Origin of the sequence: Corynebacterium efficiens YS-314 (assembly GCF_000011305.1) — a bacterium.
In the GTDB taxonomy this organism is placed as follows: domain Bacteria; phylum Actinomycetota; class Actinomycetes; order Mycobacteriales; family Mycobacteriaceae; genus Corynebacterium; species Corynebacterium efficiens.
The window spans coordinates 2,954,055-2,980,909 of sequence record NC_004369.1; the positions used below are offsets into that span (position 1 = coordinate 2,954,055).

Annotated in this window: 24 protein-coding genes and 2 rRNA genes; 6 read left to right on the top strand and 20 right to left on the bottom strand. The window is 62.6% G+C overall.

The genetic code is table 11. From position 1 onward, the window contains the following. Positions 1-14 precede the first annotated feature (14 nt). A complete protein-coding gene (locus CE_RS13700; protein WP_173362621.1) occupies positions 15-1,592 on the top strand; it encodes a cupredoxin domain-containing protein in 1,578 nt (525 codons plus the stop codon). Positions 1,593-1,807: 215 nt separating this feature from the next. Then, positions 1,808-2,083: a hypothetical protein gene (locus CE_RS13705; RefSeq protein WP_006768860.1), complete on the top strand. Its 276-nt coding sequence runs from the start codon at positions 1,808-1,810 to the stop codon at positions 2,081-2,083. On the opposite strand, the gene CE_RS13710 is transcribed toward CE_RS13705, so the two are convergent. Then, positions 2,080-3,600, bottom strand: a complete 1,521-nt coding sequence (locus CE_RS13710; protein WP_006768859.1) for a TM0106 family RecB-like putative nuclease — start codon at positions 3,598-3,600, stop codon at positions 2,080-2,082. The two genes, CE_RS13705 and CE_RS13710, sit on opposite strands and share 4 nt — an antisense overlap. Before the next feature lie 106 nt (positions 3,601-3,706). Between CE_RS13710 and CE_RS13715 the strand changes: the two genes are divergently transcribed. Beyond that, the gene (locus CE_RS13715; RefSeq protein WP_006768858.1) at positions 3,707-4,345 is read left to right on the top strand and encodes a DUF6474 family protein; all 639 of its coding nucleotides are present in this window, start codon (positions 3,707-3,709) and stop codon (positions 4,343-4,345) included. A 7-nt stretch (positions 4,346-4,352) separates the two neighbouring features. Here the strand turns inward: CE_RS13715 and CE_RS13720 are convergent, their stop codons facing one another. From CE_RS13720 to CE_RS13765, 10 genes are all read right to left on the bottom strand, one after another. Further along, positions 4,353-5,063, bottom strand: a complete 711-nt coding sequence (locus CE_RS13720) for an SDR family NAD(P)-dependent oxidoreductase (RefSeq protein ID WP_006768857.1) — start codon at positions 5,061-5,063, stop codon at positions 4,353-4,355. Next, positions 5,056-5,916 carry a 3-hydroxyacyl-CoA dehydrogenase family protein gene (locus CE_RS13725; protein ID WP_006768856.1) on the bottom strand — a complete coding sequence of 287 codons (861 nt, stop codon included), beginning with the start codon at positions 5,914-5,916 and terminating at the stop codon, positions 5,056-5,058. The genes CE_RS13720 and CE_RS13725 overlap by 8 nt, the downstream gene beginning before the upstream one ends. Positions 5,917-5,918: 2 nt before the next feature. Then, complete coding sequence (locus tag CE_RS13730) at positions 5,919-6,737, bottom strand: enoyl-CoA hydratase/isomerase family protein (RefSeq protein WP_006768855.1); 819 nt, start codon at positions 6,735-6,737, stop codon at positions 5,919-5,921. After that, positions 6,737-9,679 carry an AMP-binding protein gene (locus CE_RS15795; protein WP_006768854.1) on the bottom strand — a complete coding sequence of 981 codons (2,943 nt, stop codon included), beginning with the start codon at positions 9,677-9,679 and terminating at the stop codon, positions 6,737-6,739. The genes CE_RS13730 and CE_RS15795 overlap by 1 nt, the downstream gene beginning before the upstream one ends. Positions 9,680-9,766: 87 nt before the next feature. Next, complete coding sequence (locus CE_RS13740) at positions 9,767-10,516, bottom strand: SDR family NAD(P)-dependent oxidoreductase (protein WP_006768853.1); 750 nt, start codon at positions 10,514-10,516, stop codon at positions 9,767-9,769. A gap of 50 nt (positions 10,517-10,566) precedes the next feature. Further along, on the bottom strand, positions 10,567-11,709 hold the full coding sequence (locus CE_RS13745; protein ID WP_006768852.1) for an acyl-CoA dehydrogenase family protein: 1,143 nt from the start codon (positions 11,707-11,709) through the stop codon (positions 10,567-10,569). Between the two features lie 5 nt (positions 11,710-11,714). After that, a complete protein-coding gene (locus CE_RS13750) occupies positions 11,715-12,509 on the bottom strand; it encodes an enoyl-CoA hydratase-related protein (protein WP_173362622.1) in 795 nt (264 codons plus the stop codon). A 45-nt stretch (positions 12,510-12,554) separates the two neighbouring features. After that, positions 12,555-13,223, bottom strand: a complete 669-nt coding sequence (locus CE_RS13755) for a TetR/AcrR family transcriptional regulator (protein WP_006768850.1) — start codon at positions 13,221-13,223, stop codon at positions 12,555-12,557. Positions 13,224-13,460: 237 nt separating this feature from the next. Then, complete coding sequence (locus CE_RS13760; RefSeq protein WP_006768849.1) at positions 13,461-14,099, bottom strand: LuxR C-terminal-related transcriptional regulator; 639 nt, start codon at positions 14,097-14,099, stop codon at positions 13,461-13,463. A 97-nt stretch (positions 14,100-14,196) separates the two neighbouring features. After that, positions 14,197-15,456 carry a sensor histidine kinase gene (locus CE_RS13765; RefSeq protein WP_006768848.1) on the bottom strand — a complete coding sequence of 420 codons (1,260 nt, stop codon included), beginning with the start codon at positions 15,454-15,456 and terminating at the stop codon, positions 14,197-14,199. Here CE_RS13765 and CE_RS13770 point away from each other — a divergent pair. Next, the gene (locus CE_RS13770) at positions 15,455-16,063 is read left to right on the top strand and encodes a DUF2020 domain-containing protein (RefSeq protein ID WP_006768847.1); all 609 of its coding nucleotides are present in this window, start codon (positions 15,455-15,457) and stop codon (positions 16,061-16,063) included. The genes CE_RS13765 and CE_RS13770 overlap by 2 nt on opposite strands. A 1-nt stretch (position 16,064) precedes the next feature. Here the strand turns inward: CE_RS13770 and CE_RS15485 are convergent, their stop codons facing one another. Both CE_RS15485 and CE_RS13780 read right to left on the bottom strand, forming a co-directional pair. After that, entirely contained in the window at positions 16,065-16,217 is a 153-nt protein-coding gene (locus CE_RS15485; RefSeq protein ID WP_006768846.1) for a hypothetical protein, read from the bottom strand. 3 nt (positions 16,218-16,220) lie between these two features. Continuing rightward, positions 16,221-17,093: a class E sortase gene (locus tag CE_RS13780; RefSeq protein ID WP_011076082.1), complete on the bottom strand. Its 873-nt coding sequence runs from the start codon at positions 17,091-17,093 to the stop codon at positions 16,221-16,223. A gap of 208 nt (positions 17,094-17,301) precedes the next feature. Between CE_RS13780 and yidC the strand changes: the two genes are divergently transcribed. Beyond that, a complete protein-coding gene (yidC, locus tag CE_RS13785) occupies positions 17,302-18,495 on the top strand; it encodes a membrane protein insertase YidC (protein WP_006768844.1) in 1,194 nt (397 codons plus the stop codon). Between the two features lie 48 nt (positions 18,496-18,543). On the opposite strand, the gene CE_RS13790 is transcribed toward yidC, so the two are convergent. The 5 genes from CE_RS13790 to CE_RS15490 all read right to left on the bottom strand — a co-directional run bounded on the left by CE_RS13790 (position 18,544) and on the right by CE_RS15490 (position 22,167). After that, positions 18,544-19,182, bottom strand: coding sequence for a TetR/AcrR family transcriptional regulator (locus CE_RS13790; RefSeq protein WP_006768843.1), 639 nt, complete (start codon positions 19,180-19,182; stop codon positions 18,544-18,546). Positions 19,183-19,492: 310 nt separating this feature from the next. Beyond that, positions 19,493-19,750 carry a GlsB/YeaQ/YmgE family stress response membrane protein gene (locus CE_RS13795; RefSeq protein ID WP_006768842.1) on the bottom strand — a complete coding sequence of 86 codons (258 nt, stop codon included), beginning with the start codon at positions 19,748-19,750 and terminating at the stop codon, positions 19,493-19,495. Between the two features lie 229 nt (positions 19,751-19,979). Then, positions 19,980-20,870 carry a universal stress protein gene (locus CE_RS13800; RefSeq protein WP_006768841.1) on the bottom strand — a complete coding sequence of 297 codons (891 nt, stop codon included), beginning with the start codon at positions 20,868-20,870 and terminating at the stop codon, positions 19,980-19,982. A gap of 158 nt (positions 20,871-21,028) precedes the next feature. Next, positions 21,029-21,994 (bottom strand): LLM class flavin-dependent oxidoreductase, encoded by a 966-nt coding sequence (locus tag CE_RS13805; protein ID WP_006768840.1) that lies wholly within the window; start codon positions 21,992-21,994, stop codon positions 21,029-21,031. A gap of 35 nt (positions 21,995-22,029) precedes the next feature. Further along, the gene (locus CE_RS15490; RefSeq protein ID WP_173362583.1) at positions 22,030-22,167 is read right to left on the bottom strand and encodes a hypothetical protein; all 138 of its coding nucleotides are present in this window, start codon (positions 22,165-22,167) and stop codon (positions 22,030-22,032) included. On the opposite strand from CE_RS15490, the gene CE_RS13810 reads away from it, so the two are divergent. Further along, the gene (locus CE_RS13810; protein WP_049783624.1) at positions 22,166-23,167 is read left to right on the top strand and encodes a pseudouridine synthase; all 1,002 of its coding nucleotides are present in this window, start codon (positions 22,166-22,168) and stop codon (positions 23,165-23,167) included. The two genes, CE_RS15490 and CE_RS13810, sit on opposite strands and share 2 nt — an antisense overlap. 179 nt (positions 23,168-23,346) lie before the next feature. Here the strand turns inward: CE_RS13810 and rrf are convergent. Further along, positions 23,347-23,463 (bottom strand): 5S ribosomal RNA (gene rrf, locus CE_RS13815). A 127-nt stretch (positions 23,464-23,590) separates the two neighbouring features. Beyond that, positions 23,591-26,673, bottom strand: a 23S ribosomal RNA gene (locus CE_RS13820). Positions 26,674-26,855 lie beyond the last annotated feature (182 nt).

Genomic DNA, 26,855 nt, shown 5'->3' on the forward strand with positions numbered 1-26,855 from the left:
TCACCTACTGGTTCATCGCCCTGATCGTGGCGGGCATCATCCACCCCGTTCTGCCCGAGTACCGCTGGGTGCTCATCCACCTGTTCACCCTGGGGGCGATCACCAACTCGATCGTGGTGTGGTCGCAGCACTTCACGGAGAAATTCCTCCACCACCGCGTCCCCGATGCCACACGACCCTGGCAGCTACGCAAGGTGTGGGCGCTCAACGCCGGTGTGATCATCACGATCCTGGGTCAGCTGCTCACCGATGTGTGGGACCGGCACTGGGTGATCACCAGCATCGGTGCGGGCATCGTCAGTGCCGCGCTGGTCTGGCATGCGTTCTCACTGGCTAGGCAGTTCCTGGCTGCGAAACGCGGTCAGCCCTATGCCCCTGCCGTGGTGGCCTATGTGGCCAGTGCCTGCTGCCTGCCACTGGGCGCACTGGCCGGTGGGTTCCTGGCCGCGGAACTCCCCGGGACCTGGCAGGAACGGGTTCTGCTGGCCCACACCGTGGCCAACATCCTGGGATTCCTGGGGTTCGCGGCGCTGGGTTCACTGTCCGTGCTCTACGCCGCGGTGTGGCGCACCCGCCTGCCCTTTGATGTCACAAAGTATTCAGTGGGGTTGATGATCATCGCGCTGCCGGTGATCCTGGGTGGTGCCCTGTCGGACAACGGGTATGTCGCCGCAGGCGGGCTTGGACTGTATGCGGTGGCGTGGGTGGTGCCCATGGGGGCGTGGGGGAAGGCGTCGATAAGCGTGCTGGCCCAGCCCCGTGACCGCGTCGGCTTCAGCGCAGCGACGGTGGGCACCGCACCACTGTGGCTGCTGGGGGCGCTGGTGTACCTGGCCGCCGAGGCGGTCGCGCATCACGGTGAGCTGTTCCAGATCAGCCTGCCGACGACCGCGGTGCTCATCGGTTTCGGCGCGCAGCTGCTCATCGGCGTGATGAGTCACCTGCTGCCGTCGACGATCGGCGGTGGTCCCGCCGCGGTGCGCACCGGCACCTATGAACTCGGGCGCGCGGGGTTGTTCCGGTGGACGCTTCTCAACGGTGGTCTGGCGATCTGGTTGCTCACCGACAACAGCTGGCTGCGGGTGGTGGCATCGCTGCTGTCCATAGGCTCGCTGGTGGTGTTCGTACCGCTGATGCGCAGCGCAGTGAAGGCACAACGTGGGGTGCTGATGAAGAAGCGTGACCCCGTGGAACCGCTCACCGCGCCCAGATACAACCAGGTCACCGCCGGCATTGCGGTGCTGGCCCTGGTGCTGGCGGCATTCGGCGGGCTGGGCACAACCGGGGGCGGCGGGGGCGTGCCGGTGGCCAGCGGGGATGTGCACGCCGTGACCATTGACGCGGGCGACATGGTTTTTGTCCCCGATGTCATCGAGGTGCCTGCCGGGATGTCGCTGGAGGTCACCCTGGTTAACACCGATGACATGGTGCACGACCTGAAATTCGCCAACGGTGTGCAGACCGGGCGGGTGGCCCCGGGCGAGGAGGTCACCATCACGGTCGGACCGATCACCGCGGATATGGAAGGGTGGTGCACCATCGCCGGCCACCGCGCCCAGGGCATGGACCTGATGGTGGTGGCCGGGGGCTGACCTGACTGATGCCTTAACCCAGAGATCCTGTTCCCAGAAAGGAGTAGTGATCTCTGGGTTAGTCAGAGTGGTCTCTGGGAACAGGATCTCGGGGTTAAGGGCATGAATTCCCCAGACACCACACCCAGTTCCCCGTTCCTTGACCCAGGTCAAGGAGCACCGGGGCAATCCCCCATAGGTTGAGGGTTAAAGAACACAACCCGAAAGGAAATATCATGAGTATCTCAACCCAGACCGCCAAGTTGGTTGACCTGGTTGCCCGCGTCCATGGCCCGAACCATCCGCACCTCGCGGAGGTGAAGTCCCTGTTCCATGAGGTCAACAACCAGCTGCAGGCCCCACAACAGGATGAGGTCAGGAGCAAGCTCGCCCGCATCCGTGAGCTGTCCAATGATTTCCAGACCCCATCCGATGGCTGCGAGGGTTACCAGATGATGGATGCCAGCCTGGCCGACTATGAAGCTGAGGTCTTGGCCAACCTGAACTCCTAGACCGCCCCGGAACCCAGCACCGGGGCTGATCTGGCGCCCTGTCGCAGCCAGTGTCGTACGGCGGCGGTGGCGCGGCAGTCGTCGCCGTTGTAGCTGAGCAGCTGAGCGCGAGCCGCCTCCGCCTCGCCCTCCGCACCCGTCGCCGCCACCAGGAAGGCGTGCAGGCTGTCCTCGCCGGCGAAGTCTTCCTCCTCCCAGTGGAATCCGGCGGCGGGGGCGAGTTGTTTCAGGCCGAGTCCGCCGGGGCCGACGAGTTGGCTGCGGGCCACGGCGAACATGTCCACCCACTGGTCGGAGCTGATGAACCGGCGCACTTCCTCTTCATCGGGGACACCGTCGACCACGCCGTGGAAACGTCGCGCCGATGACAGCATCCAGTGGTTCTCGCCGTTGCTGGCGTAGCAGAAGGCCGCGAAGGTCTGTCCGTGCTGGCGGGCCTTGTCCCGGCGCGCCATGAGCCAGCGCCAGAACGTCGCAAAGTTCACTCCCTCCGCGGCCTCACCCAGACCGGACCAGGTCACGAACGGGTGGTAGTCGTGGCCGTCGAAGGCGCCCCACAGGTAGGCGCCGAGGTCGAGGTAGGCCTCCACATCGATGTCGATCTCCACGTCGAAACGCGGGGCGGTCGTCTCACGCACCCTGCGCAGGACGGGGATGTCGGCGCGCCAGGCTGCGGCGATGTGGGAAATATCGCCGAGGTGGGCGTCGATAAGCGCCTGGGTGGTGGCGATGCCGCGCTCGCGGTAGGGGGCCGCGCGGTCGCCGGGGAGGAAGAGGCTGATCTCGTCGATACGCTGCAGTTCGGGTTCGCATTCGCCCCAGAACCGGCAGTTCGCGCATTCCTTGACCCGACGCGGATCGGTCGGCGGCGGTGCCAGCAGCGCCCGCTCCGCGGCCGGGGCGTAGCGCGTCACATCAACGAGGTAGGCACGGTCACGGTCCTGCCCGATCACCGCCCCGTGCTTGTCGACGCCCACCGCCCCCGCCTCCTCCAACCCCCGGATCGCCAACGCCAGGCGGTAGCCGTCAATGGTGTGGTGGCGCAGATTCGCCTTGACCGGCACCGCCGCACCGAGCCCCAGCCGCGCGGTGGCGATCGCCTGCATCTGCCCGTGGGGTGAGGGCCTGGCCACGCGGTGGTTGCTCACCATCACCGGCAGGTAGGTCCCGTCCGGGTTACGGACCAGGATGTCGGCGACCGTCTCCCAGGCCACCCCGTCCCAGTCCCCGGCGAACACCGCGCCGGTGATCAGGTTCGCCCCGGCTGCGATCGCCTCGAGGGTGTGGAATTCGGCCAGTTCCTCATCCGGATCCAGGTCCAGGCGTTCAAAGGGCACCCGGCCGCGCTTCTTCGGGGGGATGGGGAGTCTGGAGTAGACCTCCGCCACCCCGGCATCCCGACGTGCCTTACGCTGCACCGATGCCTCCAGGGGGCCGATGCCGGGGAAGCGCAGGCGTTGCACCTGCCGGTACCGGCACCCCACCAGGTCCCCCGGGGTGAGTCTCTCACTTCGCATTCTTCTCCATCACCTTCCCGTGATGCCACGAGCTTATTGCACATTCGTAGGTAAAGTTGAATCGAAAAGTGGATTATCATCCGGCACACGAAAGAGTTGAAAGCACATGGGTATCTTCGAGAAGATCCGTTCCTCCCGGGCGAAGACCAAGGCGGAGATCAAAGCCGCCGAGGCCAAGGTGAAGGCCGAGGCCAAGCACAAGGCCAAGTTGGATCTCAAGCGGGAGAAGCTCATCGCCCAGCAGGAGCGGAATCTGCTCAAGGCGGAGAAGGAGGGACTCAAGGCGCGGCGCAAGCATGAATTGAAGATGGCCAAGCAGATCCTCGCCGAGAAGAAGGCCGGCAAGTTCAACTCCGACACGGTCAAGCGGTGGGGTGGCACCGCCCGCATGCTCACCCCCATCCTGCTGCCGCTCGTCTACCGGGCCTCCACCCAGATCCGCGACCAGATCGTGCAGAACCGCGCGCAGCGTTCCGGTGTGACCGGGGCGCAGCTGGCGAAGTACCCGGGTCACGGTGCCCCACTGAAAGCGCGCATCGCCGGTGTGCGCGAGGTGGCCCGCAAATCCGACCTCCCGCAGGGTTTCGTCCGCGATGCGGATGAGCGCCTCAAGGAACTCGATGCCGCGGTGGACAACGCCGAGTACATGACCCCGCAGCAGCGCAACCGGGCACACCAGTCCATCGAGCGCGATCTCCAGCAGGTCAGCGACCAGATCCAGGACCGCTTGCTGGACCACCGGTAGACCTGCCCTACATGGTGAGACCCCCGGACACCGACAGCACCTGGCCGGTGGTGAACCCGGCCCGGGGGTGGGTGAAGTAGGCCACCGCCTCCGCGATCTCCTCGGGTGTGGCGGTCCGGCCTTTGGGCACCGCCTTGACGGTGCCGGCCATCACCTTGGCGGTGAGTCCGTCGCCGTCCAGCATGTCCGTCAGCAGCGGGGTGTCGGTGGGACCTGGGCTGACAATGTTGATGGTGATGTCCCTGCGTGCGGTTTCCCGCGCGATGGAACGCACGAATCCCATGAGCCCGGCGCGTGCCGCCGAGGAGGCCGCATCACCCAGGGTGCCGGCCTTGCCGGAATCCGATCCCACGATGACGATCCGCCCATAATCACCGAATATCTTCAGCGCCGAGCGCACCAGATTCATCGGCCCGAGCAGTTCCACCGCGATGATCTCCTCCGCCGCGGCCGGGTCCTGGCGGGTGAAGAACTCCAGATCGTGGCGGTGTCCGGTGGTGATCACCAGGGTGTCGAACTCCCCGACCGCACCGAATGCCCGGTCCACCTCCGCAGGGTCGGTGGCGTCGAGCTGCACCACGGGCACGTCTGGGCCCAGCCCCGTGGGGCGGTTCCGGTGGTAGGCGACGGTGACGGGGGCGTCGACAAGCAGGCGGTTGACCACCGCCGTGCCGATCCCACCGGCACCGACCACCACCGCGCGGCGACCGTCAGTCATAGGTGTACCAACCCTTGCCCGACTTGCGGCCCAGCTCACCGGCCTCATACTTGGCGGTGATGAGCGGGTGCGGGGCCTCGGATTCATCCCCGGTCAGCTCGAAGGTGGCCTTGCGGATGAGGTAGGTGACATCCAGACCGACCAGGTCCATGAGCTCGAACGGGCCCATGGGGTGCCCCAGGGCGGATTTCGCGACGGTGTCGATGTCCTCGATGGAGGCGATACCCTGCTCCACCAGGTTGAGGGCTTCGGTGCGCACCGCCCCCATGAGGCGGTTGGCGATGAACCCGGGGATCTCCGCGTTCAGCACCACCGGGTGCTTGCCCATCTTCTGGATCACGGCGATGACACTGTCGACGGTGTCATCGGAGGTCTCCGGATGCCGGACCACCTCCACCGCCTTCATCACCAGCGCCGGGTTGAAGAAGTGCATATTGCAGACCTTCTCCGGGCGCCTGGTCGCGTCCGCCACCGAGGAGGACCCGTAGGTGGAGGAGTTGGTGGCCAGGATCGCATGCTCCGGGGCCAGCTCATCGATCTGGGTGAACACCTGACGTTTGATGTCCAGGCGTTCGGTGGCCGCCTCGATGACCAGGTCGGCATCGCCCACCGCGTCGGCCTGATCGGTGGTGAAACGCAGTCGGCCCAGTGCCGCATCCACCTCCTCCTGGCTCATGCGTCCCTTGCTCACCCGGCCGGCGGCCCAGGCCTTCATATCCTGTTCCGCGGCCTCGACGGCGTCGGCGGAGATGTCCTGGACCACCGCGTCATACCCGGCGACGGCTGCCGCCATGCCGATCTGCCGGCCCATGGCGCCGGAGCCGATGACCGCGATCTTGTGTACCTCGACCATAGTTAATTCCCCTTGAATTCCGGTGTCCGCTTGTTCAGGAACGCATCCGCGCCCTCGGCCTTGTCCTCGGTGGTGTACAGCAGGGTCTGGGCGAGACGCTCCAGCAGCAGACCGGTGCGCTGATCGGTCTCCGCACCGTTGCCGATGACCAGTTTGGCCAGCTGCACCGCCAGTGGACCCTTGCTCAGGATGGTGCCGGCCGTGGTGCGGGCGGCGTCGACAAGCTCAGCCAGCGGGTGTACCTCCGTGGCCAGCCCGTAGTCCAGTGCCTGCTGGGCGGTCAGGACGCGGGAGGTGAGGATCATCTCCACCGCACGGCCCTTGCCCACCAGGCGCGACAGTCGCTGGGGGCCACCCGCACCGGGCAGCACACCCAGGGTGGCCTCCGGCAGACCCACCTTGGCGTTCTCGGAGACGATCCGGATGTCACAGCTCATGGCCAGTTCCAGCCCGCCACCGAGTGCGACACCGTTGATGGCCGCGATCGTCGGTTTGGGGTAGTCCTCGATCCGGTCATAGAGCTTCTGCATATGGGCAGCCAGGCCATAGTGGAGGTCATAGTGGGCCAGCTGGGAGATATCCGCACCCGCCACAAACGCCTTCTCACCGGCACCGGTGAAGATGACCGCCTGCACATCGGGGTCCTCCTCCCAGGTGTCCAGGACCCGGCCGATCTCCGCGAGCACCGTCTTGGACAGCGCATTGCGCTTCTCCGGGCGGTTGATGGTGATGACACCGATGCGGTCGGTGGCCTCCGCGGTGATGGTCTCGAAACCGACAGCGGTGTCCTGCTCTGTGATGGAGGTGATGGAGTTGGTCATTATTTCGCTCCTTCTGCGGTGAATGCGCCGACGCCGGTGATGAACCGGCCGATGGTGAGCTGGTGGACCTCGTCGGTGCCCTCATAGGTGCGCACCGATTCCAGGTTGTTGGCGTGGCGTAGTGGTGAGTAGTCCATGGAGATGCCGTTGCCGCCGAGCATGGCGCGGGCATCGCGGGCGATCTGGATGGCGATGCGGGTGTTGTCCAGCTTGCCGGTGGAGATCATCTCCGGGGTCACACCGGTGGTGTCCTTGAGGCGTCCGATGTGGTGGGCCAGGTGGTAACCCTTGTTGATGGCCACGGCCATGTCCGCCAGTTTGGTCTGGGTGATCTGGAAGTGGGTCAGCGGGGTGCCGAACTGCTCGCGGTGGTGGGAGTATTCCAGTGCCGAGTTGAAGGAGTCGCGGGCGGCTCCGAGCACACCCCACACGATTCCGTAGCGGGCCTCGTTGAGGCAGGAGAACGGTCCGCGCAGACCCACGGCGGAGTCCTTCGGCAGCATCGCGGTGTAGGGGAGGCGGACATCCTCCAGGGTGATCTCACACTGGACGGAGGCGCGCATGGACAGTTTCGGTTCGATGACCTGGGCGGAGAAGCCCGGGGTGTCGGTGGGGACCACGAAACCGCGGACCCCGCGGCCGTCGCCGAACTCCTCGGTCTGCGCCCAGATGATGGCCACATCGGCGATATTCGCCAGGCCGATCCAACGCTTGGTGCCGTTGAGGACCCAGTCCCCACCCGGCTCCTGGCGGGCGAAGGTCTTCATCGCCGCGGGGTTGGACCCGGCGGTGGGTTCGGTCAGACCGAAGCAGCCCACGGCCTCACCCCTGGCCATGCGGGGCAGCCATTCGAGTTTCTGATCCAGGGATCCGTGCTTGTGGATCGCCGCCATCGCCAGCGAGCCCTGGACGGAGACGAAGGTGCGCAGACCGGAGTCACCCGCCTCCAGTTCCTGTGCCGCCAGGCCGTATTCCACCGCGGAGCGGCCCGGGCAGTCGAAGCCCTTGAGGTACATGCCCAGCACGCCGAGTTTGCCCAGCTCCGGGATGATCTCCCTGGGGAAGTGACCGGCGTTGTACCATTCGGCGATGTTGGGGCGGATCTCCCGGTCCACGAACTGCCGGACCTTCAGGGCGGTGGATTTCTCCTCCACGGAGAACAAGCTGTCCATCTGGGTGATGTCGACCGGACCCCACCAGGAACCGCGGGGGCTGGTGAGCACCGGTGGGGCGGTGATCTGCCCCGGGGTGGCGACGACACCGTTGTCGATATCATCCTGCTTGAGCTTCTCCGCCACCTTGGCCAGGTGCTCACGCAGCTTGAACTTCTGCGGCTTGCCCGAGGGGGTGCGCGGCAGGGTGTCGGTGACCTCGAGGTACTCCGGCCAGTACGGCTTGGCGATGTTGGTGGATTCCAGATGCGCCTTCATGGTCTCCATGGTGATGGGCTCGCGGCCGTGCTCCATGACTACCACCGCAGCGGCGATCTCCTGCAGACGGTCGTGTGGCATCGCCACCACCGCCACATCCGCGATGTCCGGGTGCTGGATCAGGGCGTTCTCAAGATCGGCGACGGGAACGTTCTCACCACCGCGGATGATGACATCCTTGTCGCGGCCCGAGAGGGAGATGAACCCCTCATCATCCATGACCGCCAGGTCACCGGTGTTGAACCAGTCCCCCTCATATTCCTCGAGGGTGGCATCGAGCATGCCGAGGTAACCGCGGAACAGGAACGCACCCCGCACCTGGAGGCGGCCCTGTGTTCCACGTGGAACCTCATTGCCCTCCTCGTCGACCACGCGGGTCTCCATGCCGGCCAGCGCACGGCCGTCGGTGTTGACGATCTTCTCCTCCGGGTAATCCGGATGGCCCATGGTGGTCAGGCAGCATTCCGTCATGCCCCAACCTCCGAAGACACTCATCTCCGGCAGTTTCTCCTTGGCCTGGGTGATGAACACACGTGGGATCGGCGCACCCATGCAGCAGAAGCGCTTGAGGCTGGACATGTCGTAGTGGTGCAGGTTCTCCGCGTGCAGCAGGTCATGGAGGAACGGGGCGGCACCCGAGGTATGGGTGATGCGGTACTTCTCCACCAGGTAGACGAAGTAGTCCACGCTCCAGACATCCTGGATGACGGCGGTGCCCCCGAGCATGAACGGCAGGCTCACGCCATAGAGATAACCGGTGAGGTGACCGAAGGTGGAGGCCATGTGGATGACGTCGTTTTCATCCATCCCCAGCTTGTCCGGCCAGGGCAGCGCACCGGCGAGCACGGTGTTGTGGGTGTGCATGACACCCTTGGGCTTGCCGGTGGTGCCGGAGGTGAACATAATCAGGGCCAGGTCGTTGGGGTCGGGGCGCAGCTCGGTGAAGTCAACCGGTGACTCCTCCCGGCGCGTGCGTCCGGTCTCGAGGAAATCCTCGAAGAGGTCGAATCCCTTGCGTCTGGTCTGACCGCGCACCACGATGGTCTTCTTCAGGTCGGGCAGCTCATCGCGGAGCCGGTCGACCATGTCCATGTAGTTGAAGCGGCGGAAGGTCTCGGCGATGAACAGCACCGACACCTTGGCGGTTCGTGCCATGTGGCTGATCTCGCGGTCGCGGTAGATCGGGATGAGCGGGTTGGTGATCGCACCAACGCGCATGGCGGCCAGGTGGATGATCAGCCACTCGTACCAGTTGGGCAGGTGGATGCCCACCACGTCGCCGGGTTCCACACCGGCTTCGATCATGGCGTGCGCGGCGATCTCGACGTCGTCGGCAAGCTCCCTGTAGGTGTGGCGACCATTCTGCTCGACAGTGCAGAGCTTGTCCGGGTTGGCCGCTGCGGCCTGGTCGAAGTAATCGATGAGGAGGCGGTTCTTCCAGAACCCGGCCTCGGTGTGCTTCTGCTTTTCCTCATCGGTGAGCAGGATGTCGAAGGTGGTTGCGACAGTCATGGTCTTGGTATCCGTTTCTCTGGGGAGGTACTCAAGGGAGGTGCTTTACGACGCGGGATTGTAGGGGCCTGTGCAGTCGTGGGGTTGTTAGATCATGGTCAGGCCACCGGAGACGGACAGCGTCTGACCGGTGATGTAGGAGGACTCAGGGGAGGCGAAGAAGGCGACGGCGTTGGCCAGGTCCTCCGGCTGCGCCAGACGACGCAGCGGGATGGCCTTCTCCAGGGCGGTGCGCAGCTTCGGGTTCTCCTCGGAGATCTGGGCGAACAGCGGGGTATCCGCGGGTCCGGGGCAGATGGCATTCGCGGTGACCCCATAACGGGCGAGTTCACGGGCAAGCGTCTTGGTGAAGGAGACCACGCCACCCTTGCAGGCGGAGTAGACGGCCTCACCGGAGGAACCCACGCGGGCGGCATCGGAACCGATGTTGATGATGGTTCCCCCACCCTCCTGCTCCACCATGATGCGTGCCACGGACTGGGAGCAGTGCAGGGTGCCGTAGAGGTTGATGTTGATGATGCGGTCCCAGATCTCCGGTTCGATCTCCAGGAAGGGACCGATCTTGTCCCAGCCGGCGTTGTTGACCAGGACGTCGATACGCCCGTACTTGTCCTTCGCCTCGGCGACCATCGCGTCCACGGCGGTGCGGTCGGAGATGTCGACGGTGACACCGATGGAGTCGTTGCCCAGTTCCGCGGCGGTGGCGCTGGCGGCCTCGCCGTTGAGGTCGGCGACCACGACGGTGGCGCCCTCGGCGGCCAGGCGCTCGGCGATGCCCTTGCCGATTCCCTGTGCCGCGCCGGTGACAATGCAGATGCGTCCGTTGAGTGAGTTCATGGGGGAGAAATCCTTTTCAGTGGGAGGGATGTGTGCGTGGAGAAGGTGGTTTAGGGGGCGAATTCGCGGCCGAGGTTCTGGCGGGCGATGATCAGCTTCATGATCTGTGCGGTGCCATCACCGATCTGGAGGCCGAGGACATCACGCATGCGCTGTTCGATGGGGCAGTCCTTGAGGTAACCGAACTGGCCGTGAGAGAGCAGGCACTGGTTGATCACGTCATAGGCGACCTTGGGTGCCCACCATTTGCACATGGCGGCTTCCCTGGTGTGGGGCTGGCCGGCGTCCTTGAGCCAGAGCGTCTTCTGGCACATGACTCGGGCGGCCGTGAGGAAGGTGTCGGCCTCCGCCAGGGGGAAGGACACACCCTGGAATTTGGAGATCGGCTGGTCGAAGGCCTGGCGGGTGCTGGTGTACTCCCAGGTCTCATCGAGGGTGACCTGGGCGGCGCCGATGACCTGGAGGCCGATGAGTGCGCGGGAGAAGTCGAAACCCTGCATGACCTCGGTGAAGGCCTTGCCCTCGGCACCCAGGAGGTTCTCCTCCGGGATCCAGACATTGTCGAAGTCGACGAATCCACGACCCACGGACAGGGTGCCCATGTCGTTGGCGGCGGTGCGGGTGATCCCCTCGCGGTCGAGTTCGACGAGGAAGGCGCTGATGCCACGTCCCCGGCGTCCCTCCTCGGTGCGGGCGAAGACCACGGTGGCACCGGCGTGCAGTGCGAAGGACATGGACTTGGTGCCGTTGAGCACCCAGCCGTCCCGCTCCCGGCGCGCGGTCATGTCGGGGTTGCCGGCATCGGAACCACCGGAGGGTTCGGACAGGCCGATGGCCACGATGTCCTCACCGCTGGTGATCTTGGGAACCCATTTCTCGGCGACGGATTTCTGTGCGTTGCGGGCGACCACCTGGCCCACCAGGGACCCCACCACCTGCAGGTAGGAGACGTTGATGTCACCGCGGGAGACCTCCTCGATGACCATGCCGCTGGTCAGGGCGCGTTCCCCGCGGCCACCGAGTTCGGTGGGCAGCTCCGGGGCGAGCAGGCCACGCGAGCCCATCTCTTTGCGGAGTTCCGGGTCGATGATGCGGTCGATCTCACGCTGCTGGTAATCCGGGGCGATCTGCTCACCGAAGGCGCGGGCCTCATCGATGTAGCGCTGCATCTCTGCGTCGATGGAGAAATCCATGGTCTCTACTTCCCTACCTTGGAGGCGAAGTCCGGCTGGCGCTTCTCGGCGAAAGCTGCAGCACCCTCCATGCCCTCGGCGGTCGCGCCGTAGAGGTCGAGTGCGGACATGGCCAGGTTGGACAGGCCGGCCTGGTGATCGGTGTCGGCGTTGAAGGACTGCTTGAGGAAGCGGATGGCGGTGGGGGACTTCTCACCGATCTCATCGGCCCAGGCGAGTGCCTCGTCGAGAAGCTTCTCGGGCTCGACGACCTCGTTGACCAGGCCCCACTCCTTGGCGGTCTGGGCGTCGTACTGACGGCAGAGGTACCAGATCTCGCGGGCGCGCTTCTCGCCGACGATGCGGGCGAGGAAGGCGCTGCCGAAACCGGCGTCGAAGGAACCGACCTTCGGGCCGGACTGGCCGAAGCGTGCGGTGGAGGCGGCGATGGTCAGGTCGCAGAGCACGTGGAGGACATGGCCGCCACCGATGGCTATGCCGTTGACCGCGGCGATGACGGGCTTGGGGATGTCGCGGATAGTCTTGTGGAGCAGGCCGATCTCGAAGAGGCCGGATTCGCTCGGACCGTAGTCACCGGTCTCCGCGCGCTGCTTGACATCGCCACCGGAGCAGAAGGCCTTCTCGCCGGCGCCGGTGAGGATGACCGACTGCACACCGTTGTCGGCCCAGGCCATCTTGAAGGCCTTGATCAGTTCCTCCACGGTCTGGGCGCGGAAGGCGTTGTATCGCTGGGGGCGGTTGATGGTGATCACCGCGGCGGAGTTGCGGCGCTCGTAGAGGATGTCTTCGAAGGTGGTGATGACGGGAGCAGACATGGTGGATTCCTTAATCTTCGGTAGGGGTTGTCAGGGTTCTTCGGTGAGCAGATCCGGATAGTCCGGGTGGAACTCCGGTTTGAGGGCGCCGTGGAGCACGATGGACAACTGCACCGAGACAAACTCCTCGAAACTCATGCGCTCGGAGAAGTACCAGTACTTCAGCGCCCAGGAATGGGCGATGAGCAGGAGGTTGTAGGAGTAGGGCCTCGGGTTGAGGTTGTGCCGGAAGAATCCGGACTCGATGGCACCCTGGACCGCCCGGAGCATGAACTGCCCGGTCTGCAGTTCCAGGTTCTTGACCAGATCCTGACTTTCCTGGTTGAGGTTGCCGGTTTCGCGGTAGGTGAGCAGGACAGCCTTACGGTTGTCGCGGACCACCTCCGCATAGGCGGTGAAGGCCGCAGCCACCCTGCGGACAGGGTCCTCCACGGGTTCCAGCGCCAAGGGGATCTGGTAGTTCATCTGGTCCAGCACATCGAGGATGACGGCCCGGACCAGTGCTTCCTTGTTCTCGTAGTAGCGGTAGATCAACCCGACGGAGACCTGCGCCTCGTCGGCGATTGATTTCATGGAGGCCGCCTGGGAACCATGTCGCTGCATGACGGTGGCGGCAGCGTCGAGGATCTGGCGCGTGCGCACATCCTGTCGCGCGGTGGCTGCCACTTCATCAGCCGAGTGGTGGTGCGAGATGGTCATTGTCTCAAGGGCCTTTCACTGCCGTTACGTCCTGAATGAACGCTTATTCAGATTGAATGAACGTTCATTCATTACGTGCAACACTAAACACCGCCCAATATGACCGTAATCACTTCTGCAATATTTGCGTAATGCGGATCACAGCGATACCCAGGCAGCAATAAAGGGCGGATCCACCACGGTGGATCCGCCCTTCGCGTATATGGGCCCGCCTGTCGACGGGCTATCACCCAGCCCCTAGAGCAGCCCCTGCTCCCTGGCCGAGGCCACAGCGGAGGTCCGCGAGCGCACACCGAGCTTGTCATAGATGTGCACCAGATGGGACTTCACCGTCGCCTCGGAGAGGAACAGGATGCGTCCGATCTCCCGGTTGGAGGAACCACCGGCGACCAGCTTGAGCACCTCCAGCTCACGCGGGGTGAGGGAGGTCTTCGGGGTGCGCACCCGCGTCATGAGGCGGTTGGCCACCATCGGTGAGAGGGTGGAATCCCCCTCCGCGGCGGAACGCACCGCAGCCAGCAGCTCATTCGGCGGGGCATCCTTGAGCAGGTACCCCAGGGCACCGGCCTCGATGGCACCGAGGATATCGGCGTCGGTGTCGTAGTTGGTCACCACGAGCACCTTCGGGGGATTGTCGATGTTGCGTTTGATGGCGGCGGTGGCATCGGCACCGGTGGACACCTGGGTGCCCTGGACACCGGGTCCGAAGCGGAGATCCATGAGGATGACATCGATACCTCCCGCAGCGGCAGCCTGCACGGCAGCCTCGGCGGTGGACACCTCCCCGACAACTTCTATGTCGTCTGCGCTTTCCAGAACGGCACGGAGTCCGAGCCTGACGATCTCGTGGTCATCAGCGAGCAGCACGCGGATCATATGTGTGACTAGGTCCTTCCCATGGCGCACCCCCGGCACGGCTGGATGGGTTGCAGGGCCGGGGTGTGCCTCAACAGTTATCCCAGTCTAACCTTTCTCAACCCCCGTTTGAGAATTCGATCGGAAGTGCGACGGACACCGCAGTGCCCTGCCCGTGCGCGGATTCCACGATGACCTCCCCATTGAGTTCCTGGGCGCGCTGCCGCATGGCGTTCAACCCGATGTGCCCCAGTCCGGCCGGCTGCTGCCTCACCCGTTCCGGTTCGAAACCCACACCGTCATCGACCACATCGAGACGCACCTGGTCCATCTCATAGGTGAGGGTGACATGGCAGTTCTTCGCCTCGGAGTGCTTGGCCACATTCCCGATGGCACCCTGGGCGATGCGCAGCAGGGTGGCCTCGGTTTTCATCGGCAGCTGGCGTTCATCCCCATCGACGTTGATGACGAAGTTGATCCCCAGCAGCGGGGCGGTCACCCGGTGCAGCGCGCCCTCCAGGGAGGTCTTGGACAGCGCCGCCGGCTGCAGGGCGGCGATCATGGCCCGCGCCTCGCTGAGATTGTCCGAGGCGGTGGTGCGGGCCAGGCGGATCTTGTGCAGCGGCGACCCGGCCGCGTCATCCTCCCCCAGGCCGCGGGCGAGGATCTCCTGTTCCGCCACGTGCAGCAACATCTGGATCGACGACAGTCCCTGGGCGACGGTGTCGTGGATCTCGTGGGCGATGCGTTGGCGTTCCTCCGCGATGCCGGCGTTGCGTTCGGTCTCCGCGAGCTGGGAGCGTGTCTCGAGCAGCTGGTCGATCAGTTCCTGCTTCTCATTGTTCACCCGCCACAGGGTGCGGAACGCATAATCTATCGCGATGGTCACCAGCGCCGCCACCGACGGCCCCATCACCCCACCCAGGGTCAACCCCACCGGGTACTGGCTCACGATGGCCACCGATGTGGCGCCCACGATCGCGATGATGCCACGGACATCCGGCATGACCTGCAGGAACAGGAAGAACAAGGGGAACACGATATAGATGCTCACCGGCACGATCGGCAGCATGAGCACCCACACCAGGGTGAGCACGAACAACCACGCCAGCTGCTTGGTGTGCGCGAAGGTCACGCGTCTGGAGGATCCCCAGAAGTAGAGGAACCCCCACACGAACAGCAGGACGCAGGAGACGGCGAACATGGGCAGCGGCAGACGTGCCGACGCACCCAGACCCACCACCAGCAGGGTCGCGGTGAGGATGTGGATGCTGTTGCGGTAACTCATCGCACCGGGCTGGCCCCCACGACGTGCGAGGTTCTCCACGTCCAGCTCATTGCGCATCGAATCAGGCTGGCGATCTAGGCTTGACTGCATGCGTCGTACATTACCCACTCGGGGCCTCAAGACCATCCTCCTGACCAGTGCCATCGCCCTGGCAGTGGCAGGGTGCACAGATGGGTCACCGGAGGCACCGCCCGCGCAGCAGACGACGGCCACCACATCACCGGAGTCGGTGGCTGAGCCGGTGGAACCGGCCGTCGACAAGCTCCCGGTCGATGCGGCCCCGCAGGTCCCCGGTGGCCGTACCTCGTGGCAGGAGTGCCCCTACCTGGATACCCGGTGGGTCGCGGACACCAACGGCCAGCGCGTCACCGGGGTCGGCGTCGACGAACGCTTCTCGACGCCCGCCTGTGTATTCTGGTCCTACCCCGAGGAACCACAACTCACCGTGATCGTGCGCGAGATGGACACCATCGACGACGCCATCGCCGTGGTGGACTGGGCCGCCCCGGTCGACACCACCGAACTGGCGGAGGAACCCGCGGGATGGTCAGGCGGCCGACGCGGCGGCACGGATGAATCCGGGGCACTCTACGCGGTACAGAAGGACACGGTGGCGGTGGCGGTGTTCACCAATCAGGACCAGTCGCTCAAGGCGCAGCTGGTCGCGGAGACGGTGATCACCAACCTGGGGCTCTAGCTCACACAGCGACGTCGTTGTACGGCATCAGCGGTGAAATCAGGGGGAAGACAACCTCCATGAGCAGGAAGAACACGCCGACCACCAGGACCAGCACGGTCACGAGTTTCACCGGCCACGGCCCCGGCAGGTAGTGCCACAACAGCGAATACATAATTTAGGACTCCTCCAGGACGGCGGGACGCTCACCACCGGTTTTCGGGATCTGCTCCACCAGCATGCCATGGACGATCATGCGCTCGGCCGCGGAGAACTGTGGATGACACGTGGTCAGGGTGATCAGCGCCTCTGCGCCCTCGCTGACCTCCGTGGTGGTGGCCCCCGGCACCGGGTTGATCATCTCGATGTGGTTGGGGGTGGTGATATGCCGACCGACCACACCCGCGTACTCACCACCAGCCATCCGCTGCACCTGGGTGTCGGTGAAACAGGCGGCGGCCTCCTGCTGCCGGGTGGTGGGATCACCCGACATCGGCATCACCCGGTAGACATTCCAGGACGCAAAGGTCTCCACCACGATCGCATCACAGGACCGGAGGTTACCCAGATCATTGAACGGGGCACCCTTGCCCACGCGGTGTCCGGCCACAGCGAAGTTCCCGGCCTCACCCGGCATCTGGGAGTCGGTATAACGGCCCGGCCCGGCGAGCAGTTCCTCCTCATCGGTGCCCTCGATGACGGCGAAGTGGAAATCCGATCCGAAGGAGGGGATATACATGCGGGCAAAGGCCTCACCGAGTTCCGGTGTGAACCTCCCACGCGGATTGACCCGCTCCCCCTCGGACTGCCACAACTCATCGAGCCCTTCATTGGCAGCCGCCTGCTGCCGCCCGGCCTCAACATTGGTCCAGTAGGACTCATAGAACGCAAACGCCAGCACCAACGCACCGACAGTCAGGAACACCTCACCCAGCACCTGGGAGAATGTGGGGCGCGGGCGGGGTCTCCGGGCGCGGGTGGGGGAACCGGCGGATGCACCCCGGTCGCGATCCGGATCGCGGGCACCATGCCTGGTGTCAAGTGACTGCATGACTCACCTTCCTTCTGGTGTGGCGCGGAGTGCGACCGCACCGGATCCCGGCCCCCGGGAAAACCCACATCCGTGCTCAATCCGGGTTTAGGCCACCGGTGACACGGACACGTACCATGAACTGGTGTGATCGCGCACTTGTCCGATCATACCGCTGTTAGAGAAAAAGCTATACCCGAAAACAACCCTGGGAGGGGCGGAGAGCACGGTGCTCGATTTTCTGATCTACCCGGTGTCCGGAGTGATGAAGCTCTGGCATCTGCTGCTGCACAATGGCCTCGGACTTGATGACTCGCTCGCCTGGTTCATCTCCCTCTTCGGACTGGTGATCACGGTGCGGGCCATCATCGCCCCCTTCACCTGGAAGATGTACAAATCCGGGCGCCTGACCGCCCAGATCCGCCCGAAACGTGTGGCCATCGCGGAGGAGTTCAAAGGCCGGCACGACGAGGATTCCATCCGGGAGATGCAGCAGAAATATAAGGACCTGAACAAGGAATACGGCATCAACCCCTTTGCCGGTTGTGTGCCCACCCTCATCCAGATCCCCGTCATCCTCGGTCTCTACCAGGTGCTGCTCCTCATGGCACGGCCCGAGGGCGGGCTGGAGAACCCCGTTCCCCGCTCCATCGGCTTCCTCAGTGCCGAGGAGGTCCAGAGTTTCCTGCAGGGCCGGGTGTTCAATGTCCCCCTGCCCGCCTACGTGACCATGCCGGCCGAACAGCTCACCTTCCTGGGCACCACGCGTGAGGACGTCCTCTCCTTCGTCCTTCCGCTGTTCATCGTGGCCGCGGTGTTCACCGCCTTCAACATGGCGTTGTCCACCTACCGCAACATCCAGACCAATGACTACGCCTCCAACATCTCCAACGGGATGTTCAAGGCTTTCCTCTGGCTGGCTGTCCTGGCCCCACTGTTCCCCCTGGTGCTCGGACTCACCGGCCCCTTCCCCACCGCCATCGCGCTGTACTGGGTGGCCAACAACCTGTGGACCTTCGGGCAGACCGCCATCATGCACTACATCATCGAGCGTAACTACCCGCTCACCGAGGAATTCAAGGAACACCACGCAGCCCAACGTGCCACCTACCGGGAACAGCAGCGGAAAAAACGTGCTTTCCTGTGGACCCGCCGGAAGAACCGCCTGATGATGATCCTCACCCCCCACCGCGCAGCCGAACTGCATGCACAGAATGCCGAGATGACCCGGGAACGTACCGAGCGCATCAGGGCGGAGAAGGCCACGAAGAAGGAGATCGCCACCAAGAGGCGGGCCGCGGAGAGAAAGATCAATCAGCAGAAGATGGAGGAGGCGAGGAGGCGTCGACAGGCACGCCGCGCCGGGGACAAGAGCAACGGCGAGCAACCGGAGACGGACGCCACCGACCCGTCCGGGAAGTGAACAACAAGGGGGAACCACCAACCGGTGGTTCCCCCTTTTGCCTGCCCTCTAGATCGAGTAATCCGCCGGTGGTGCGGACAGCAACTGCCGGGCCAGGTCACGGGCCGTTTCCAAGGGGCCGATATTCTGAACCAGCCTCGACCCCGCCAGACCACCATCAAGGAACACCAGCAGCTGATTCGCCTGGGTGGTGCCGGGATAACCATTCTTCTCCGTGAGCAGATCGGTCAGCGTCTGATGACACCAACGACGGTGCTCCATGACCGCGGCGACAATACCCTTCTCGGATTCCGTCTCCGGACGTGGATACTCATTCGCCGCATTCTGGAAGTGGGACCCCCGGAAGCCCTTCTTCGGCTCCTCCTCGATGCACTGGTCGAAGAAGGCGATGATCTTATCCTCCGGGTCCTTGAGCTGGTCCGTCCGCTCATGCCACGCATCACGCCACTGCTGATCCAGATTTTCCAGGTAGGCGATCACCAGAGCATCCTTGGAACCGAAGAGGGAGTACAGGCTGGCCTTGGCCACATCCGCCTCACGAAGGATACGGTCGATGCCGATGACCCGGATGCCCTCGGTGGTGAACAGATTCGTTGCGCTGTCGAGCAGACGCTGCCGGGGGCTCGGGCGATCACGTCGCCTGCCCCCTGTACTGGTCCTACTCTTTCCTGAAGCGCTGACAGCCACGGCGGGCCACGTCCTTTCGGGTTAACTCTGGAGGTGCAACAGTGTGGTCGAGATGGTCCCGGGGAACCACGTCCGATGGATCCAGGCGGCATCCCACGGATGCTTCCCGGGGACGTTTCCACCCACACACCTTCAATATAGACAAACCGGTTCGTATAGATTCAATCTACAGGTCATTCCACTGATTATGGAAGAGCCACCCGTGTCTTCGGGGGTGTTCCCGGGCCGGGGGAGATGAAAAAACGACCCGTGGGAGGCCACGGGTCGCGGGGTATAAACGGTGCGTTGTTATTTCCAGATTGTTGCTCGGCTACTTCTTGACGGCCCGCACAATACTGAGCAGAATCACAGCACCCAGGAGGCATGTGAAGAAGCTGAAGATCCAGCCACCGCCTTCAACATCCACACCGATCAGGCTGAGGAGGAAGCCTCCGAGGAGACCACCGACGATACCTACCACGATATTGAGGCCGATACCCTGCTGGGCATCGGTTCCCTTGATCTTGGATGCGATCCAACCAGCGAGTCCGCCGATGATGATCCAACCGAGTATTGACAGTCCGAGCATGGTTTCAATCCTTTGTTTGGGCTAACCTTTCCTGACACTGATCCGTGCAGGGTTATTCACGGGATCGCCCCCGACAGTAGTTGCGGTTAGTACAACAAAGCTCGTCTAAATGATATTTATTAGGATATCGTGATGGGAAATTAACCGAAAAGTAATAACACCCCAGTTCCTGGGAGTGGGAACTGGGGTGTTGCCTGAGCCTGCTTTCAGGCCCTGGACATTGACGCTGCTATGCGGGGCGGACCACCATCATCGGGCAGGGGGCAGACTGCAGCAGGGCACGGGAGGTGGAACCCAGGAGCATGCCCTTGAATCCACCACGACCATGGGAACCGACAACCAGGAGCTGGGCACCTTCGGAGGCCTCCGCCAGTGCACGGACCGGGCGGTCACGGGTGATGACCTTCTTCACCGGCACGTCGGGGTACTGGTCAGCGAGGGGCTGGATGCGCTCGGTGAGCAGTTCGGTCTGCTCACGCTCCACCTCATCCCACTGCTGCTGAGCTGCCGCCAGACCAGCAAGCGATGCCTGGACCTGCATGTCCATCCAGGTGTGGACGGCGATGAGTTCAGCACCACGGGCAGAGGCCTCGGCGAAGGCCACCTCGGTGGCGCGCTGGGACACCTCGGAACCATCGACACCGACAACCACGGGGCCGTACTTGTTGTCCTCATTGACGCTGCTGTCCTCGCGGACAACCACCACGGGGCAGTGTGCGTGGGATACCACGGCACCGGAGACCGAGCCCATGACCATGCCGGAGAGTCCACCCAGGCCGCGGGATCCCATGACGATCATGGTGACAGATTTCGACATCTCCAGGAGCATGTCAATGGGGCTACCCTCGGCGATGGTGTGTCCGATCTTGATGTCCGGAGCCACCTCATGCGCGATGGCGCGGGCTTCATCGATCTTCTCCAGGGCCTCAGCCTGGAGGTCATCAAAAAGCTCCTGCGGGGGAACCATGCCCTCGGCATAGAGGAACTGGGGCATGGTGTAGCTGGATGCGAGGCGGAGGGGGATGCCCCGCTTGTTGGCGGTGTTCGCAGCCCATCGAACGGCCTGCTTGGAAGCTTCCGAACCATCTACTGCGACGACGACGATGTCTTCTACGCTCATCTTTGGTCGACCTTTCTCCTGCGAACCGCGGGCTACATTTTCCACACGATTCAAAATAATTGTCACTTCTGATTGTACCGTGTATGTCCGGTTTTATAGGCGGTTACAACCAGTTCCGGGTGTGAAACGGTGTGATTTTTCGTACGCACCCGGCGTTTTCACCACACCCGGCCGAGCGCCTCGATGGATGCCTTCCGAACGGCGGGATCGAAGGAATACGTCACAGTGATGATCTCATCGAGGGCATAGCGCTGGGCGAATTCCTCCAGATCCGCGGCCACCTGCTCGGCCGTGCCGGCGAAAGTGATCTCCAGGGAATCCGTGATGTGTTTCCACACCATGGGTCCGAGCTTCTCCTCCAGCCCATGTTCGGGCGGGGCGAGAGCCGAACGCTGGTTGGTGACGATACCCGCGAACATCCGATGCAGGGTGGACAGCTGGAAACGTGCCTCCTCCTCAGTATCGGCAACCATGACATTCGCCGCGGCCATGACATACGGATTCTCCGCGCGCTCACGGTAGGAGGCGATCGCCGGCCCCATCTGGAACGGCGCGAAATGACTGGCGAAGGCGAACGGCAACCCGAGCTCCGCCGCCATCGCAGCCCCGTTGATGGAGGAACCAAGCATGTAGAGGGGCACCTTCGATCCCCGGCCGGGGTGGGCGATCACCGTCGGCCGCCCCTCCGGGTCGTCCAGGTACCGGATAAGAGCGCTTATCGACGCCGTGACATCGCCGACATGGGCACTTCCCCGCCCGAGTTCCCTCGCTGTGGCCGGATCGGTTCCCGGGGCCCGGCCCAGACCCGCCTCGATCCGCCCCGGGTACATCGCATCAAGGGTACCGAGTTCCTCCGCGACATGGAGAGGGGAGTGATTGGGAAGCATGATGCCCCCGGAGCCCACCCTGATGGAGGAGGTGCGACCAGCGATATGTCCCATGAGCAGGGTGGTCGCAGAGGAGGCCAGAGCCTCCGAGTTGTGGTGTTCCGCCAACCAGTAACGGGTATACCCGGATGCCTCGGCGATTTGGGCCGCCTCCACGGAATGCGCGATCGCCTCACCCGCCGTCATACCCTCACTGAGGGCAACGAGGTCGAGAACGCTCAATCGTGGTTTTGCCATGTCAGCCCGTAAAATATAGTCAGCTTGAGAGGCGGTTACGCCTCAATCACAGGAGCATCGGCATTGGCCGGGTAGAGCAGATCGAAGATGACCCGGCCGATATCTGCGGACAGCATGCCCAGGTCGGTGGCCAGAAATTCGAGAATTGGGTTGATGATTACGTTGAAGTCCATGTCACACAGGGTAGTACAAAAGGCGAAGGCTTCGCCGCCGCTGCCCATCCGCGGCGGGTTGAACCCCTCACGGGTGATCCTCCCCCGGGATGCCGAGCCCATCCCGGCCGGGGATTTCGTGGAGCATCTGATCAGCAGCCAGCGGCACCGCCACCCGCTCGATAACGCCCGGGTTCTCCAGGAGCGTTTCGACGCCGGCGAGGTGGTCAACCTCTGGGGCCGGCCCTATGCCCCGGCGGACATTGTGCAGCCGGGTGAGGATATCTGGTTCTACCGCATGCCCGCCGCCGAACGCCCCATCCCCTATGAGATCCTCATCATCCACGAGGATGAGGATCTGCTGGTCGTCGACAAGCCCCCTTACCTGGCCACCATGCCCCGGGGACGCCACATCACCGAGACCGCCCTGGTGAAGATGCGTGTGCTCACCGGGCATCAGGAGCTGACCCCCGCCCACCGCCTTGACCGCCTGACCTCAGGTGTCTTGGTCATGGTCAAACGCCCCGAACTGCGTGGCATGTACCAGACCCTGTTTGCTCGGCGGGAGGCCACCAAAACCTATGAGGCCATCGGTGACTACCGGCCTGAACTGGTCCCCGGGGATGAGCCCCTCATCTGGGAATCCCATATTGAGAAGGTCCGGGGCCAGGTGCAGGCCTACGTGACTGACGAGGAGCCGAACACCCGCACCAGGGTGGTCAGCGTGACACCCGTGACTGACGACGAACAAGCCCAGCTGGAGGCCCTGCACGGTCATCTTCCGCGGCAGGGGCGTTATGTACTGGCCCCGGAAACCGGTAAGACCCATCAGCTGCGCATCCACATGCGTGATGCCGGCGTCCCCATCCTGGGGGATCCCCTCTACCCGGTCCTCCATGCGGTTGACGATGAGGACTACACCACCCCGATGCATCTCATCGCCCGCACGCTCACCTTCATCGACCCCCAGAGCGGTGAGGAGCGCACCTTCACCTCGACCCGGTCGATGGGTTCGCTGTAAATAGGAATTATCGGCCCGTGTTTTGAGCATGCGAAAGGGGTGGTTGTCCCAGGAGTTTGTACTCCTTGGGGCAACCACCCCTTCAACATCCACAACCGCATAGTGGACGTGCCAAAGCAGGGGGTGGGGCCCGCACCACACGGCACGAACCCCACCCCCTGATCAATCATTAAGTTGTTGGTCGGCGGTCACCTACTCTCCCACACCCTCCCGAGTGCAGTACCATCAGCGTAACCAGGCTTAGCTTCCGGGTTCGGAATGGGACCGGGCGTTTCCCTGCTACTATCACCACCGACACACCTATCACGGTGCACCAACCCAACCATGTTGGGCGTGTTGTGCCAGACACTGCATAGTGGACGCGAACAACGTGTTCAAATTGTGTGTTACATAAGCGCTTTAACATACCCCAACACCATTAGTGGGGTGTTTGTGTCGGTAAATTAGTACCAGTCACCTCCACATCTTACGATGCTTCCAGATCTGGCCTATCAACCCCATAATCTCTAGGGAACCTCAACAGAAACCTCATCTCGAAACAGGCTTCCCGCTTAGATGCTTTCAGCGGTTATCCCTTCCGTACGTAGCCAACCAGCCCTGCTCCTGGCGGAACAACTGGCACACCAGAGGTACGTCCGTCCCGGTCCTCTCGTACTAGGGACAGCCTTCCTTAAGTTTCAACGCGCGCGGCGGATAGAGACCGAACTGTCTCACGACGTTCTAAACCCAGCTCGCGTACCGCTTTAATGGGCGAACAGCCCAACCCTTGGGACCTACTCCAGCCCCAGGATGCGACGAGCCGACATCGAGGTGCCAAACCATCCCGTCGATATGGACTCTTGGGGAAGATCAGCCTGTTATCCCCGGGGTACCTTTTATCCGTTGAGCGACACCACAACCACAAGTAGGTGCCGGATCACTAGTCCCGACTTTCGTCCCTGCTCGAGCTGTCACTCTCACAGTCAAGCTCCCTTGTGCACTTACACTCACCACCTGATTACCAACCAGGCTGAGGAAACCTTTGGGCGCCTCCGTTACATTTTAGGAGGCAACCGCCCCAGTTAAACTACCCACCAGGCACTGTCCCCAACCCAGATCATGGGCCAAGGTTAAGACATTCAATCCGATCAGAGTGGTATTTCACCAACGACTCCACCACAACTAGCGTCATGGCATCATAGTCTCCCACCTATCCTACACAAACCGAATCAAACACCAATACCAAGCTATAGTGAAGGTCCCGGGGTCTTTTCGTCCTGCCGCGCGTAACGAGCATCTTTACTCGTACTGCAATTTCACCGGGCCTGTGGTTGAGACAGCAGGGAAGTCGTTACGCCATTCGTGCAGGTCGGAACTTACCCGACAAGGAATTTCGCTACCTTAGGATGGTTATAGTTACCACCGCCGTTTACTGGGGCTTAAATTCTCAGCTTCGCCGCTTAACGCAGCTAACCGGTCCTCTTAACCTTCCAGCACCGGGCAGGCGTCAGTCCGTATACATCAACTTCAACGTCTTCGCACGGACCTGTGTTTTTAGTAAACAGTCGCTTCCCTCTATTCTCTGCGACCCACACCAGCTCCAGAAGCAGATTCCTTCACCAGTGCAGGCCCCCCTTCTCCCGAAGTTACGGGGGCATTTTGCCGAGTTCCTTAACCACAGTTCACCCGAACGCCTTAGTATTCTCTACCTGACTACCTGTGTCGGTTTGGGGTACGGGCCGAATATGCACATCGCTAGAGGCTTTTCTCGACAGTACAGGATCACAGAATTCACCCCTTTAAGGGCTACGCATCACGCCTCGAACATAATGAGATACGGATTTACCAATACCTCGTTCCACACGCTTACACCACAATCCACTAAGTGGCTCATGCTACCTCACTGCGTCACCCCATCACTTAGCTACTACCAGATCAGGTCCCACGCACGCCACCACCACCAACCCGAAGGAAGGCACGTGATCTTGTGGGTGGTTAGTATCACTGATTCACCATGGGCGCGCACACTCGGGTACGGGAATATCAACCCGTTATCCATCGACTACGCCTGTCGGCCTCGCCTTAGGCCCCGACTCACCCTGGGAAGATTAACTTGACCCAGGAACCCTTAGTCATCCGGCGGATGAGTTTCTCACTCATCAATCGTTACTCATGCCTGCATTCTCACTCGCACACACTCCACAACACCGTCACCAGGCTGCTTCAACACGTGCACGACGCTCCCCTACCCAACAACACATACATGTCATTGCCGCGGCTTCGGCGGTGTACTTAAGCCCCACTACATTGTCGGCGCGGGATCACTCGACCAGTGAGCTATTACGCACTCTTTCAAGGATGGCTGCTTCTAAGCCAACCTCCTGGCTGTCTTCGCGACCCCACCTCCTTTTCCACTTAGCACACCCTTAGGGGCCTTAGCCGGCGATCTGGGCTGTTTCCCTCTCGACTACGAAGCTTATCCCCCGCAGTCTCACTGCTGTGCTATCACTTCACCGGCATTCGGAGTTTGGCTGATGTCGCTAAGATGTTGGTCCCGCTAAACCATCCAGTAGCTCTACCTCCGGGAAGAAACACACAACGCTGCACCTAAATGCATTTCGGGGAGAACCAGCTATCACGGAGTTTGATTGGCCTTTCACCCCTACCCACAACTCATCCCCTCAGTTTTCAACCTAAGTGGGTTCGCGCCTCCACGACGTCTTACCATCGCTTCACACTGGCCATGGGTAGATCACTCCGCTTCGGGTCCAAGACATGCCACTGATTCACCCTGATTAGGATTCGGTTTCCCTACGGCTACCCCACACGGGTTAACCTCGCGACATGCCGCTGACTCGCAGGCTCATTCTTCAAAAGGCACGCCATCACACCCCACAGGATGCTCTGACGGATTGTAAGCACACGGTTTCAGGTACTATTTCACTCCCCTCCCGGGGTACTTTTCACCATTCCCTCACGGTACTAATCCGCTATCGGTCATATCAAGTATTCAGGCTTACCGAGTGGTCCCGGCAGATTCACAGCAGATTTCACGAGCCCGCTGCTACTCGGGTACAACAACCACCCACCCACACTGACCTTCATGTACAGGACTATCACCTTCTACGGTAGGTGTTTCCACACCACTTCCACTAATCAATGCGCGATGAGCCAGTGTCCGGCAGAACACAACCGTCATTGCCCCACAACCACCTACATGCAACCCCTGCCGGGTATCACACACATAGGCTTTAGCCATCATCCGCGTTCGCTCGCCACTACTAACGGAATCACAATTGTTTTCTTCTCCTACGGGTACTGAGATGTTTCACTTCCCCGTGTCACCCCCCACACCGGCTATATATTCACCGGCGGGTAACCACACATCACTGCGGCTGGGTTTCCCCATTCGGACATCCTCGGATCAACGCTTAGTTGGCAACTCCCCGAGGCTTAACGCAGCCTCTCACGTCCTTCATCGGCTTGATATGCCAAGGCATCCACCGTGTGCCCTTAAAACAAACACTCCCACACCAACCCCGAAAGGTCGGTGTGGCGTTCGGATACTACTTATGCAAAATCACACAATAAAATAAAGATGCTCGCGTCCACTATACAGTTCTCACACAACACAACACCCACACCAGAAAACACCCAACCACAACAGGTTGCGCATCAACGATGATAAGTGCCTGGCTTGGAATAACAC